Below are 12,668 nucleotides of genomic sequence, written 5' to 3' on the forward strand. Positions count from 1 at the left end.
TTCTCCTTCGATCCTTCGGTTCGGCGCCGAGGCGCCCTGACCGAGCGCGGCACTGCACGGCGCGCTCGAGGGGTGAGTGTCGCGCCGGCTGCGGATGCTTACCTGCTCGACCGGAAGTTCCGCGCGGCCCTACGATCGAGCCATGGGTGTCGACGCGGTGCCGGAGCGCTGGCGCCCCACGGACGACGACCGCGCCGAGACGGACGAGTGGCGGCGGACGCTGACGGCCGGCGGCGCGGTGCAGCGCTCGGCCGAGGCACGCCTTTACGAGCTGCTGCTGCGCGTGGCGCGCGGCGAGGTTCGCCGTCGGTCGGCCTCGCTGCCGTTCGCCGGGCCGGAGCTCGACGACATCGCGCATCAGGCCGCGGCCGACGCGGTCCTCGGCGTCCTGCGCCGCCTGCACGAGTTCCGCGGCGAGAGCCGGTTCACGACCTGGGCGTACACGTTCGCGATCTTCGAGGTCTCGACGAAGATCGGCCGGCACTACTGGCAGCGCCGGACGCTCTCCCTCGACGCGGCCGGCTGGGACCGCCTCCCCGACCGGCTGGGCATCTCGCCGGAGGAGGCCGGGACGGCGGCCGAACTGCTCGCGGCGCTGCGGCACGCCATCGACACCGTGCTCACCCGCAGGCAGCGCGAGGTGCTGCTCGCCGTCGTGGTGGAGGGCGTCCCGCTCGAGGCGCTCGCGGTCGCGCGCAGGACCACTCGCGGGGCGCTGTACAAGGTCCTCTTCGACGCGCGAAGGAAGTTGCGGCGCTACCTTGTCACTAATCACTATCTGGACGACGACGGCGAGGAGGTGACATGAGCGCGCGATCCCGGATCGGGGTCTTCCTGAGCACGGACCCGCGCGACGCGGGCTGCGCGGAGACGATGTCGCTGATGCACGTCTTCGCCGAGCTCGTGCTGGCCGGACGCGACGCCGCGGCACGCTACCCGGGCGTCGCCCTCCACCTGAAGCGATGCGCGGCGTGCGGCGACGACTACGCCGGCCTGCTGGCGGCGCTGGGCGGCTAGCATCGCCGACCGACCCGTCGACCCGCTCCCGCGCCCTGCGCCGCTGCGGTCGCAGGGCTCCGGCCCGTCAGTCCCCGGGCCGCCCTGTGGAGGCGCGGACGACCAGCCTCGTCGGGAGGTCCACGCGCGCCAGGTCCGCGGCGTCCGGCGCGACGGCCCGACCGCCGCGCGCCTCGGCCGCGGACAGCAGCAGGCGCACGGCCGCGCCGCCCATCTCGGCTATCGGTTGGCGGATCGTCGTGAGCGCGGGCGAGCTCCAACTCGCCTCTGGCACGTCGTCGAATCCCACCACGCTGAGGTCGTCCGGCACGCGCAGCCCGGCCGCCTTCGCCGCGTCGTAGACACCGATCGCCATCAGGTCCGAGCAGGCGAATACCGCCGTCGGGCGTTCCGGGCCCATCAGCACCGGTGCGATGGCGGCCGCGGCGCGCCCGCGGTCCCAGTCGCCGTGCACGACCACGGGGGCCGCGACTCCCTGGACTTCCAGGGCCGAGCGGAACCCGTCGATCCGCGCGCGGCTGTACAGGTGCGTGCGGTCGCCGCCGACCACGGCGAAGCGACGATGACCGAGGGACAGCAGATGCTCCGCCGCGGCGCGCCCGCCGTCCCAGTTGGTCACGCCCACGCGCATCGACGGCGCACTCGGCTCGCTCATCGGGGTGACCAGCACAACCGGGATGCGGGCCGCCTCCAGCGCCGCGAAGTGGCTCGGCGCGGGGTCGACCAGCACCACGATCGCACCCCGCGACGGCCGCCGCAGCAGGCGGGAGACCCAGTTGCCGTCCCCGCGGGCGACCGTGATGACCACATCGACATTCGCGGCCGTCGCGGCCTCCTCGACGCCGGTGAGGACGCCGTTCGCCCAGGTTCCGTGGACGTGGTTGACGACCAGGTCGATCATCGCCGGGGCGTCGGCGTCGGGCGCGTTCGCCCTCGGGGTCCGCGCATAACCGACGGCACGCACCGCCTCCATCACCCGGTCGCGCATCCCCGGCGACACGTCGGTGCCGCCGCGCAGCACCTTCGACACTGTCGGGACGCTCGTCCCGGCCATTCCCGCGACGTCGGAGAGTGTCGGCCGCTCCCGGCGGAGACCCTCGCTCGTCATGCCGGGAAGCATAACAGTCGTCGGGCAAGGTTGCGCAAACTTTCGTGAGTTGAAAAGTATTGCGGGCCGTCGTGTTTTGCTGCAAGCATGACCAAACCGTCCTCTCCGGCGCTGAAATTTGCGCAAATTCGGAGATTCCGGACGGGGCCACCTCTCCGGGTGTTCGACGAAGAAAGCCGCCGGAAGACGCTTCCGGCCGATGGAGGAGAAGACACGCATGACGAACGGCCTGCTCTCGGGAACCGTCTCCCGGCGAGGATTACTCGCCGGCACAGGAGGACTCGCCGTCCTCGCCGCTCTCGCCGCCTGCAGCTCGCCCGGCGGCACGTCGACCTCGACGCTCAAGTTCTGGAACATGCCGTGGGGAGGCACCGCCTTCTCGCCGCTGGACAAGAAGATCACGCTCGCCTACAAGCCCGCGAGCGGCCTCCCGCCGGCCGGCTACCAGGCGGTGCAGTGGTCCAACTTCACGACGACGTTCGCATCCGCCCTCGCCTCGAACACCGGTCCGGCGGTCAGCAGCGGCGCAGGCACGCAGGCCTTCCAGTTCGCGGAGAAGAACTACATCGCCTACGCCGACTCCCTGTTCGACTCCTGGAAGAGCAATGGCATGCTCGACGACTTCCTGCCGGGCGTCCTCGACACGATGAAGACGAGCAAGGGCTACGTCGCCGTCCCCTACAACCTCGACATGCGCGTCCTCTGGTACCGCAAGTCCCTGCTCGAGAAGGCGGGCGTCGAGCCGCCGACCGACTGGCAGTCGTACCTCGACGTCTGCGCGGCGCTCAAGAAGATCGGCGTCTACGGCTTCGGGATCGCCTCCGGTGCGCAGGGCAATGGCTTCCAGGTGCTGACCGGACTGCTGATCAACAACGGCGGCGGCCTCTTCAACGCCGACCAGAAGCCGGACTGTGTGACACCGGCCAACATCGAGGCGCTCGAGTTCGTCGTCGAGATGGTCCGCAAGGGCTACATGGACCCGGGGAGCGTCAGCTACTCGACGACCAACGCGCAGAGCCAGTGGAAGGCGGGGAAGTTCGGGATGGGCTTCGAGAGCCCCGGTCTCGCACAGGTGCTCGGCGGTCCGCTGGTGCAGGACATGGCCGTCTCCGACCCGCTCACCGGCGCTCGCGGCGGCAAAGGCGCGCTGTACTTCCCGAACAACATCATGATGTACAAGCACACCCCGAGCCAGAAGGGCTCCGAGGACTTCCTGACCTACTACTACAAGAACATGGCTCCGCTCTGGACCCAGAACACCGGCATCGGCCTCCCCGTGCTGAAGTCCATCGCGGCGACCAAGGAGTTCCAGGCCGACCCCAACGCGGTCACGATGATCGAGAAGTGGCAGCCCATCTGCAAGACCTGGGCCGCCCCCGGAGGCGACGCGCTGTTCGCGGACGTGACCCTGGTCGACAGCACGCCGGCGATGAGCACATGGGCGCAGAGCGTGCTGTCGCAGAAGGCCACCCCCAAGGAGTCCCTGCAGACCCTGCAGAAGACCCTGACCTCGCAGCAGAAGTAGCTCATGGCCACCCCATCGACACTGGAGTCGGTCCGGCGCGCGCGCCGCGGCGTCGCGGTCGCGGGCCGCGGCCGGCCCGGCACGCGCCCGCCCGGCCGCCTGAGCTCGAGCGCGCTCACGCTCGTGCTCTTCGCGGCCCCGGCCGTCCTGCTGCTCCTGCTGCTCAACCTCTACCCCGTGCTGTACGCGGCCCAGCAGTCCCTGCGCAACGGCGACCTCGTCGACCCCGGCACGTTCGTCGGTCTGCAGAACTACGCCACCGTGCTGACCTCCCCGGAGTTCTGGCACGCGGCGTGGTTCACGGTCGTCTTCACGGTCGTCGGCGTTCTCGGGAGCTGGCTCATCGGCCTCGGCCTGGCGCTGCTGCTGCGCACGCGCGTCCCGGCGAACGGCATTCTCAAGGTCCTGCTGCTGCTCCCGTGGGTCGTGCCGATCGTCGTCTCCTCCACCTCGTGGAACTGGCTGGTCGCCACCCCGCAGAGCCCGCTGCCGCTGCTCGCGAAGGCGCTGGGCTTCGGGGACGTGCTCTTCCTCGCCGACCCGCTGCTCGCACAGGTCACCGTCTGCGTCTTCAAGGTCTGGGTCAGCTTCCCGTTCATGATGATGATGATGTCCTCGGCCCTCGCCTCGGTCGACACGACCGTGTACGAGGCGTCCCGGGTGGACGGCGCGTCGCGCTGGAAGACCTTCCGGTTCATCACGCTGCCGATGATCTCGCGATCCACGTACATCAGCTGGATCCTCATGACGATCTTCTGCGTCAACGACTTCCCGACGATCTTCCTGCTCACCGGCGGAGGACCGGTGAACTCCACCCAGACCCTCGTGGTGCTCGCGTACACGACGGTCTTCCAGAACTTCCAGACCGGTCCCGGTGTCGCGATCGCCTTCCTGATGACGGTCGTGCTCGTCATCGTCAGCGTCACCCTCTACCGGCAGATCCGAAAGGCGGCCATCGAATGACGGCATTGGCCCAGCAGACCGCACCGGCACGGCAGCCCTCGCCCGCGCCGGCCCGGCGTCCCCGGCCCGAGGGCGACCGGGGCCGCTGGTGGCGGTTCTGCGTCCTCGCCGTCGTCACGGCGATCGACCTCGTCCCGCTCGCGGCCGTCGTGCTGCTCTCGCTGCAGCCGGGGCTCGGCAGCTCCGCGACCGGCGCGACGCTCGACAACTTCGTGACCGTCGTCACCTCGACCGACCTCGGCGTCTGGGTGGCCAACAGCCTGGTCGTCACGCTCGCGACCGTGGTCGTCGCCGTCGTCATCGCCGCGCCGGCCGGCTACGTGCTCTCGCGCGGCCGCGGGCGGCTGGTGGCCGGCTTCTCGCTCACCCTGTTCGTGATCCAGTCGCTGCCGGTGGTGACGGCGGTCATCCCGCTGTTCATCCTGTTCGCGAACATCGGACTGGTGGACACCCTCGGCGGCGTCGTGATCCTGTACGTGGGCGGGACGATGTCCGTCGCGATCTGGATGATGGCGGCCTACTTCGACTCCATCCCGATCAGCCTCGAGGAGGCCGCCTGGATGGACGGCTGCTCGGTCTTCGGCAGCTTCTCGCGCGTGGTGCTGCGCAACTCGCTGCCCGGGGTGCTCTCGACGGCGATCTTCGCGTTCCTGCTGGCCTGGAACGACTACCTGGTGGCGGTGATCTTCCTCCGCTCGGACCAGAACTTCACCCTGCCGATCGGCCTGCAGACCTTCTTCCAGCAGAACCAGACCGACTGGGGCCCGGTGATGAGCGTCGCAGTGGTGATGATGATCCCGCCGATCGTCGTGTTCGCGGTGCTGAACCGGTACTTCAGCGTGGGCGGCATCGGGGGGTCGCTGGCGGGGCGGTGACGACAGCGCCGGGCGGCGAGAATCCTCGGTTTCGCCCCCACCAACCTGTGGATTGACTGATCGCGCGTCACTGCTCTGACGTGCGGCACTCCTCTCTACGCCGGGAGAAACCGGCGGTCCGGCTCTGCCGACGGCTTCCGCCGGCGCAGGCGGGACATCACCCGAGGAGTCAGCCGCCCATGAGAACGATGAGCCCCCGCATCGTCCCACGTCATCGAGCACGCGCCGCGCGCCGGCGCGCGCGAGCCGTCGTCGCGATCGCGACGGCGGCCGCGTTCGTCTGCGCCGGTGCGATCGTGGCGGCCGCCGGCCCCGCCGACGCTCCCGCGCGGGCCGCGACCGCCTCGGCCTGCGGGATGGCCACCACTGCCGGCACGGGCGTCTACGCGAGCTCGCTGTGCTGGCTCGACCTGAGCGGCTACAACAGCGTCCAGGCCACCTCCGCGGCCGGCGAGCCGATGACGGAGACTCTGCCCGGAGGGTATACGGCCACCTTCACCTTGAACGTGTCCGGGCAGTCGGTGGCTCCCTCGGCGCTGCCCAGCTACAGCGCGGCCTATCTGGGCAACGGGGCCTACGGTGGCGTGCCCGGCCAGCCGGCCCTGTACCAGCAGCAGGGCCCCGCGAAAAATCCCGCGGGCAACCGGACGGTCGTGACGATCTCCAACGTCGCCGTCACCGACCGGTTCGGCACCGCCGTCAGCGACTTCTCGCTGGTGAGCGCGGACGCCGAGAGCACCGACTACCCGGTCTCCGTGACGTACCCGGAGTCGATCTCCTGGACCGCGAGCACGCCGCTGTCCTCGATCCAGGCGCTCGGCAACGCCTGCGGCGGTGGTTTCACCGGTGCGGGGACGACGACGGTCACCTGCACCGGCGGCGGCGCCGGGAGCCTGCAGGCGAAGACCGGGACGCCCATCGTCGCCGCCACCGCCCCGGCGACATTGCAGGCGACCCTGCAGGCGTCGACTTCCAGGCAGGCCGTGGCATTCGGGTTCCTGTTCGAGAACATCACCCTGACGAAGCAGATCGTGAGCGGGACGCCCGGCGACTCGTTCACGGTGTCGGTCTCCGACGGCGGAGGGAACGTGCTGGGCAGCGCCACGACGGCCGGCGCCTCGTCGGCGACCACCGGCTCGGTGTACCTCATCGGGAACGTCGCCGGCTCCTCCTTCACCATGAAGGAGACCGCCGCGGCGGGGAGCCTGATCGACTACGCCCAGAGCTGGTCCTGCACCGGCACGCCCAGCGCGTCCGGGGTTCAGCCGGCGCTTCCGGCCGGCGCCGCCGGAGCGAGCGCGACCGTGAGCCTGCTGCCCGGCCAGTCCGTGAACTGCACGCTCACCAACACGGCCCTCACCGCCGCGGTGACGCTCACCAAACGCTGGGTCGGCGCGCTCGCCGGCTCCACCGCGGCGCTGACGATCGGCGGCGCGGCCGTGACCGGCGCGGTGAGCAGGACCTCGACCGCGGGGACCGGCGCGAACCCTGACACGGCGAACGTCGCCACCGCGACCGCCAACCTGGGCAGCACCGTCACCCTTGCGGAGGCCATGGGCGGCACGGCCGCGACCTACGCCGCCAGCTACACGTGCACCCAGGCCGGCACCGGCTGGACGGCCACCGGAGCGACCTTCACCATGCCGAACGCGGCGGGCACGGTGAGCTGCGTCGTCTCCAACGCCAGCACCGGGCAGACGGTCCAGGTGGACAAGACCTGGATCGTCAAGACCCCGGGCGGGACGGTCGTCGGCACGTACGACATCCCGGCGCGCGGGACGGACACGGCGCCGACCCCGCCGGCCGGCTTCTCCGCGGCCCCGACGCTCACCGGGCAGGCGTCGCCGTCGTTCGGCGGCACCTACGGAGGCTACGTCGTCGGCCAGTCGGTGAGCGTGGGCGAGACCTCCGTCGCGGTCCCGCCGGGCTGCACCCTGTCGTCCGCGGCGCTCACCGCGGTGAACGGCGCCGCCCTCGGCACGCCCGCGGCGCTGCCGTACGCCGGCTCCCTCAGCGCGACGCCGACGCCGAACACCTTCACGATCACCAACACCGTCACCTGCACGCAGACGCTCACGCTCGTGAAGCAGGTCGCCTTCGGCAGCGTCGCCCCCACCGCCTGGACGCTCACTGCGACCGGCCCCGGCGGAGCGCTGCCCGGCCCGAGCGGGACGACCGGAACCGGAGCCACCACGAACGTGGGCATCACCCCGGGCGTGGCCTACGCGCTCGCGGAGTCCTCCAGCGCACCGGGCGCGCAGAACTACGTGCCCACCGCCGCTGGCTGGACCTGCGCCGCCGGAGCGACCTCCGTGCCCGTCACCGGCGGGGCGGTCACGGTCGGCTACGGGCAGGCGGTCACCTGCACGATCACGAACACGACGGCGACGATCACGCTGCTCAAGCACATCCAGAGCCCGGACGGCGGACTGACCGCCGGGCAGTTCACGCTCACCATCGCACCGCCCGCCGCGCTCGGCGGCGCGACCTCCTTCGCCGGAGCGGAGACCACCACGACCGCGAACACCGTCGAGGTGAAGCCCGGCACGAGCTACACCCTGACCGAGCAGGCGCTGTCGTCCACGACCGCCTACCTCGCCCTCGGGCTGCAGCAGTCCACCGACGGCGGCGGCACCTGGACGGCGGTCTCCGGAAACCAGGTGACCGCCCCGCCCGGGACCCAGCAGCTCTACCGGTTCGTCAACCAAGCCGTCCCGACCATCGCGCTGCCGCTCACCGGCGGGCTGGGGACGGACGTCATCGGTTTCTCCGCACTCGGCCTCCTGACCGCCGCGGCCGTGCTCCTCGCGGCGCAGACGCTCCGGCGAGGCCGAGCCCGACGCCCCCGAGCCCGGCGAGCCTGACCACCCCATCCCACCCCCAACGATCCCGACCCGAGGAAGAACAGGAAACCCACCCATGAACACCGCACTCACCCGTCCCCGGAGGCGCCTGATCGGCGCCCTCCTGAGCGCCGGCGCTCTCGCACTGGCCGGCGTCGCCGCCCTCGCCGGACCCGCCGACGCCGCCACCGGCAACGTCCCGGCCGGCCCCTACACGCTCACCATCACCAAGCTGGCGAACCCGGCCTCCGGCGGCACCCCGGCCAACGGGACGCAGCAGAACGTGAGCAGCCTCACCCCGATTCCCGGCGTCGTGTTCAGCGTCGCGCCCGTGAACGGCGTCGACCTGACCACCGCCGCCGGCTGGACCACCGCGGCCGGCCTCACGGTGAACGCCTCCGGCCAGGTCGTGAACGGCAGCACCACCTACACCACCGGGACCGCCGCGCCCCTGACCGCGACGAACGCGAGCGGAGTCACGACGTACACGACCTCCACGCCCGCCGTCTACGAGGTGACCGAGACGAGCGCCCCGGCCGGCACCGAACTGGGCCAGCCGTTCCTCGTCACCCTGCCGCTGCCGCAGAGCAACACCTGGCTCAGCAACGTCTACGTCTACCCGAAGAACACGGTGCAGGGCGCACCGGTCAAGAGCGTGGACGACACCGGCGCCTACGGTCTCGGCTCGACGGTCAAATGGTCGGTCGCCGCGACGGTCCCCAACCAGAAGTCGGGCGACCCGCTGACCCAGTTCACGATCGCCGATGTCCTGGACACGCGGCTCACCCCGCCGACTCCGGCGAGCGTCACCGTCTCGCTGGCGTCGTCGACGGGCACCGCGATCCCGCTCCCGGCGGCCGACTACACGGTCGGCGTCTCCGGTCAGACGGTCACGGTGACCTTCACCCCGGCCGGGTTGACCCTCCTGACCGCGAACCCGGGCGCCGTCGTCACCGCGAAGATCCCGACGGTCGTCAACGCGGTCGGCACCGGCACGATCCAGAACATCGCCAACCAGACCATCCAGTCCTCGACCACGCAGCCGATCACGACACCGTCGAACACCGTGCAGGACACCTGGGGCGACGTCACCCTGCGCAAGGTCGACCCCAGCGGCAACACCCTCTCCGGCGCGCAGTTCCAGGTGTTCACCTCCTCGGCCGACGCCGGCAGCCTGACGAGCCCGGTGTCGGTGGGCGGCGTCACGACGTTCACGTCGGATTCCAGCGGCACGGTCGCCATCAACGGCCTCAAGGCCCAGGTGGACGGCACGGGCGCCGACCTGACCTACTTCCTCGTGGAGACCCAGGCCCCCGCCGGGTACACGATCGCTCCGGCTTTCGCCCAGACCGCCGGCGGCTATGCGGTGACCGTCGCACCGGGCAGCAGCGCCAACCCGACGATCACCGTCACCGACCCGCAGGCGCCGCCGATCGCCCTCCCGCTGACCGGCTCCACCGGCACCGCCGTGTTCCTCGTGGGCGGCCTCGCCCTTCTGGCGCTCGCCGTGGCCGCAGGAATCCTCGTCGTCCGTCGCCGCCGGGTCGACGCCGACGACGTGACGGCCGGCGCTGCCCAGCAGTAGCCGTCCACCGTGGAGGTGGCGCGGCGGGGAGGCTGACCCGCCCGCCGCCTCCACACCTTTCTCCCCCCCGAACGACTCAGGAGCGACCCCGATGACCTCCGCACAACAGCCGCTCGGCCGTCGCGCCCGCCGCCGCTGGCGGCTCTCCCCCCTCTCGGCGGCGATCGCCGTCCTCAGCGTGCTCGGCGTGAGCGTCGCCCTGTACCCGTCGGCGGCGAGCTGGTTCACCGCCATCCAGCAGGCCCAGCAGATCGCGAAGTACGGCGACGCCGTGAAGGTCCTCGGGCCGGCGAGCCGCGCGGCCGCGCTGGCGCAGGCCCACGCCTACAACGCCGCCCTGCAGAGCGGCGCGGCCGTGCAGGCGGACGAGCGCATCCCGGTCGCCACCGGCGCCCAACTCCCCCGCGGTTTCGACTATGACCGGCTGCTCGCCGCCGACCCCTACGGGCTCATGGGCCGCATCGTCATCCCGTCGATCGGCGCCGACCTCCCGATCTACCATGGCACCGGCGACACCACCCTCGCCCAGGGCGTCGGGCACCTCGAGGGCAGCTCGCTGCCGGTCGGCGGCCCGGGCACCCATGCCGTGCTTGCCGGCCATCGCGGGCTCGCGTCCGCGACCCTGTTCACCAACCTGGACCAGGTGGTCGACGGCGACACCTTCTCGCTCTACGTCTTCGGCGAGACGCTGACCTACCGGGTGTTCGACATCAAGGTCGTCGACCCCGACCAGACCAAGACCCTCGACCCGGTGCCGGGAAAGGACCTGGTCACCCTCGTCACGTGCACCCCGATCGGGATCAACAGCCAGCGCATCCTGGTCACCGGTGAGCGCGTGACCCCGACGCCGGCGACCGCGGTCGCCGCCGGAGCCCGGCCGGCAGCCGGCCCGGGGCTCCCGTGGTGGACGGTCGTCCTCGCGGCCACGGTCGCTGCCGCAGCCGCGTACGTCTGGTGGTCGGGGCGACCCCTCCGCCTACGCCGGCGCGCCTCCGCGGGCCAGGGTTCGGCCGCCGTAATGATGCCGGCCGGAGTCCCGAGGACCGCGCGTGGCTGAGTCGCGACACCGGCGCAGACGCCGCCCTCTCGGACCCGTCCGTATCGCCCTCGTCGGAGTGCTCTGCGCCGCGGCGGTCATCGGCGGTGGCTGGTCGGTCTCGACCGTCCTCAGCGAGCAGAGCTATCCGAAGGACATGCTCGGCTCCCCGGTGATCCTGCCGCAACCGTCCAGAGCCGTGCAGGAGAAGACCGACGCGGTCGCGCAGGTCGCGGGCAGAACCCTGCACGTCCCCGCCACCGGCCTGACGGTGCCGCTCGGCGAGCTCAACGAGGTGGACGGCGTCATCGACCCGCCCGGCTTCTCCTCGGCCTACCTCGTCCGCAACTACGGCGCCGACCCATCCCACGCCGCGACCGGCACGGTGTTCGTCGTGATGCACTCCTGCCGAGGCGGAGCGGTCTGCCCGGGGAACTACCTCATCGACGTGGACGCCGCCACCTCCTCGGTGAAGGCCGGGGCCGACGTCTATGTCGCCGGCCTCCATTACCGGGTCACCGGATCGCAGAAGGTCCCCAAGCCGGACGTCCACGCGAGCACCGGGATCTGGGCGAACGCGCCGGGCCGGCTCGTCCTCCTGACCTGCCTGCAGGTCCCCGACGGAACCGAGTCCGTCGACAACCTGGTCATCACGGCGCAGCTCGTCGGCTGAGCACGATCCGCCGACGAGCGGCCGACCCGGCTTTTCACCCGGACTTGGCCGTCAGGATCGCCCGCGAGCCACGTCTTCGCAGGTGGAGGGCCGAGTCGGCGAGCGAGCAGGACGAAGGTGACGAGGGTGGAATTCGAGTGGCCGAACCCCGGCGAGATCGTGGCGTGGGCAGCCGGGGAGCACGCGATCAGCGGCATGGTCATCGACCGGGACAGGGCGCTGGGGCTGGTGTGCCTCCTGCTGGACCCCGCGTCGGATGCCCACGCCTGGGTGCCCGTGCGCCAGTGCACACCTGTCGCAGCCTCCGGTACGCCGGTCGTCCACCCGGCGTACCGGCGGGCGCTGGACGACGCCGCGCGGACGGTGGCGACCGTCGTGGCCTCCTACGCGATGGCCGGCGACCTGAGGCGCTGCGCCGGGGCCAGCAGGGCCTACGGGGCGCTGCTGCATCTGATCGACCTGGCGCGCCTCTGAGCGTGCGCCAGGTCACAGCTCCACATCGAGAAGACGATCGAGGTACTCGGGGATCGTGGACTCCTCCAGCTGCGCGCGACGGCTCAGTTCGCGCAAAGCCTCGAGCGACACCGCGATCAACTCCAGCGGCGTCGCCGGCTCGGGTTCCGGCAGAGGGAGTCGAAGGAGCCGGACATCGTCCAGGAACTCCACGCACTCCTCCGGGAACACGCCCTGGACGCCGTCCCGGAGATAGACCTGGGCGGACGCGGAACGCAGGCGAAGGCGGAGCTCCTCCTCGCTCATCCCGCAGAAGCCGGCCAGCCGGGAGAGTGCGACGAAGTCGGGCATCTTCTCGATGTACTCCGCCGTGATCACGCCGCGCAGCCGTTGCCGTGCCACGTGCGGCGTCGGCGGCCGCGGGCTGAAGTCCTTTCCGACCAAGGCCAGGTGGCCCCGTCCGATGCGTCTCACCGCTCTCCTTCTTCCTCCCCGCGATGGTCAAGAGAGCGCAATCGGCTCGAAATGACGCGGCTGCGCCCGCGAGAATTCGGGCCGTAACGGCGCGTCATCGTTCGCGCCTCCCGGAC

The 12,668-nt window shown here is 71.3% G+C and carries 12 protein-coding genes; 10 read left to right on the forward strand and 2 right to left on the reverse strand.

What is annotated here, in order from left to right; genetic code table 11:
• The first annotated feature begins 142 nt into the window (after window positions 1-142).
• Window positions 143-808, forward strand: a complete 666-nt coding sequence (locus AC1ROW_RS18790) for a sigma-70 family RNA polymerase sigma factor (RefSeq protein WP_493020661.1) — start codon at window positions 143-145, stop codon at window positions 806-808.
• The gene (locus tag AC1ROW_RS18795; RefSeq protein ID WP_493020663.1) at window positions 805-1,017 is read left to right on the forward strand and encodes a hypothetical protein; all 213 of its coding nucleotides are present in this window, start codon (window positions 805-807) and stop codon (window positions 1,015-1,017) included. Before AC1ROW_RS18790 ends, AC1ROW_RS18795 begins: the two co-directional genes overlap by 4 nt.
• Window positions 1,018-1,084: 67 nt before the next feature.
• Here AC1ROW_RS18795 and AC1ROW_RS18800 read toward each other — a convergent pair whose 3' ends face one another.
• Window positions 1,085-2,125, reverse strand: coding sequence for a LacI family DNA-binding transcriptional regulator (locus AC1ROW_RS18800; RefSeq protein ID WP_493020665.1), 1,041 nt, complete (start codon window positions 2,123-2,125; stop codon window positions 1,085-1,087).
• Window positions 2,126-2,342: 217 nt separating this feature from the next.
• On the opposite strand from AC1ROW_RS18800, the gene AC1ROW_RS18805 reads away from it, so the two are divergent.
• The 8 genes from AC1ROW_RS18805 to AC1ROW_RS18840 all read left to right on the forward strand — a co-directional run bounded on the left by AC1ROW_RS18805 (window position 2,343) and on the right by AC1ROW_RS18840 (window position 12,099).
• Window positions 2,343-3,650 (forward strand): ABC transporter substrate-binding protein, encoded by a 1,308-nt coding sequence (locus tag AC1ROW_RS18805; RefSeq protein ID WP_493020667.1) that lies wholly within the window; start codon window positions 2,343-2,345, stop codon window positions 3,648-3,650.
• 3 nt (window positions 3,651-3,653) lie between these two features.
• Window positions 3,654-4,613: a carbohydrate ABC transporter permease gene (locus AC1ROW_RS18810; RefSeq protein WP_493020669.1), complete on the forward strand. Its 960-nt coding sequence runs from the start codon at window positions 3,654-3,656 to the stop codon at window positions 4,611-4,613.
• Window positions 4,610-5,488 carry a carbohydrate ABC transporter permease gene (locus AC1ROW_RS18815; RefSeq protein WP_493020671.1) on the forward strand — a complete coding sequence of 293 codons (879 nt, stop codon included), beginning with the start codon at window positions 4,610-4,612 and terminating at the stop codon, window positions 5,486-5,488. The genes AC1ROW_RS18810 and AC1ROW_RS18815 overlap by 4 nt, the downstream gene beginning before the upstream one ends.
• A gap of 179 nt (window positions 5,489-5,667) precedes the next feature.
• Window positions 5,668-8,352, forward strand: coding sequence for a hypothetical protein (locus AC1ROW_RS18820; protein WP_493020673.1), 2,685 nt, complete (start codon window positions 5,668-5,670; stop codon window positions 8,350-8,352).
• A gap of 55 nt (window positions 8,353-8,407) precedes the next feature.
• Window positions 8,408-9,916, forward strand: a complete 1,509-nt coding sequence (locus AC1ROW_RS18825) for a SpaH/EbpB family LPXTG-anchored major pilin (protein WP_493020675.1) — start codon at window positions 8,408-8,410, stop codon at window positions 9,914-9,916.
• A 91-nt stretch (window positions 9,917-10,007) separates the two neighbouring features.
• Window positions 10,008-10,973, forward strand: coding sequence for a class C sortase (locus AC1ROW_RS18830; protein ID WP_493020677.1), 966 nt, complete (start codon window positions 10,008-10,010; stop codon window positions 10,971-10,973).
• Entirely contained in the window at window positions 10,966-11,625 is a 660-nt protein-coding gene (locus tag AC1ROW_RS18835) for a sortase family protein (protein ID WP_493020679.1), read from the forward strand. The genes AC1ROW_RS18830 and AC1ROW_RS18835 overlap by 8 nt, the downstream gene beginning before the upstream one ends.
• A gap of 126 nt (window positions 11,626-11,751) precedes the next feature.
• Window positions 11,752-12,099: a hypothetical protein gene (locus AC1ROW_RS18840; protein WP_493020681.1), complete on the forward strand. Its 348-nt coding sequence runs from the start codon at window positions 11,752-11,754 to the stop codon at window positions 12,097-12,099.
• 12 nt (window positions 12,100-12,111) lie between these two features.
• Here AC1ROW_RS18840 and AC1ROW_RS18845 read toward each other — a convergent pair whose 3' ends face one another.
• A complete protein-coding gene (locus AC1ROW_RS18845) occupies window positions 12,112-12,552 on the reverse strand; it encodes a hypothetical protein (RefSeq protein ID WP_493020683.1) in 441 nt (146 codons plus the stop codon).
• Window positions 12,553-12,668: the final 116 nt, after the last annotated feature.

This window comes from Leifsonia sp. GW821-FHT13C09 (assembly GCF_058806435.1).

Excerpts from the sequence above, each read along its gene's own strand:
- AC1ROW_RS18825 (WP_493020675.1), top strand. The coding sequence starts at position 8,408 with ATGAACACCGCACTCACCCGTCCCCGGAGGCGCCTGATCGGCGCCCTC.
- AC1ROW_RS18800 (WP_493020665.1), bottom strand. The coding sequence starts at position 2,125 with ATGACGAGCGAGGGTCTCCGCCGGGAGCGGCCGACACTCTCCGACGTC.
- AC1ROW_RS18805 (WP_493020667.1), top strand. The coding sequence starts at position 2,343 with ATGACGAACGGCCTGCTCTCGGGAACCGTCTCCCGGCGAGGATTACTC.
- AC1ROW_RS18795 (WP_493020663.1), top strand. The coding sequence starts at position 805 with ATGAGCGCGCGATCCCGGATCGGGGTCTTCCTGAGCACGGACCCGCGC.
- AC1ROW_RS18815 (WP_493020671.1), top strand. The coding sequence starts at position 4,610 with ATGACGGCATTGGCCCAGCAGACCGCACCGGCACGGCAGCCCTCGCCC.
- AC1ROW_RS18810 (WP_493020669.1), top strand. The coding sequence starts at position 3,654 with ATGGCCACCCCATCGACACTGGAGTCGGTCCGGCGCGCGCGCCGCGGC.
- AC1ROW_RS18830 (WP_493020677.1), top strand. The coding sequence starts at position 10,008 with ATGACCTCCGCACAACAGCCGCTCGGCCGTCGCGCCCGCCGCCGCTGG.
- AC1ROW_RS18790 (WP_493020661.1), top strand. The coding sequence starts at position 143 with ATGGGTGTCGACGCGGTGCCGGAGCGCTGGCGCCCCACGGACGACGAC.
- AC1ROW_RS18820 (WP_493020673.1), top strand. The coding sequence starts at position 5,668 with ATGAGAACGATGAGCCCCCGCATCGTCCCACGTCATCGAGCACGCGCC.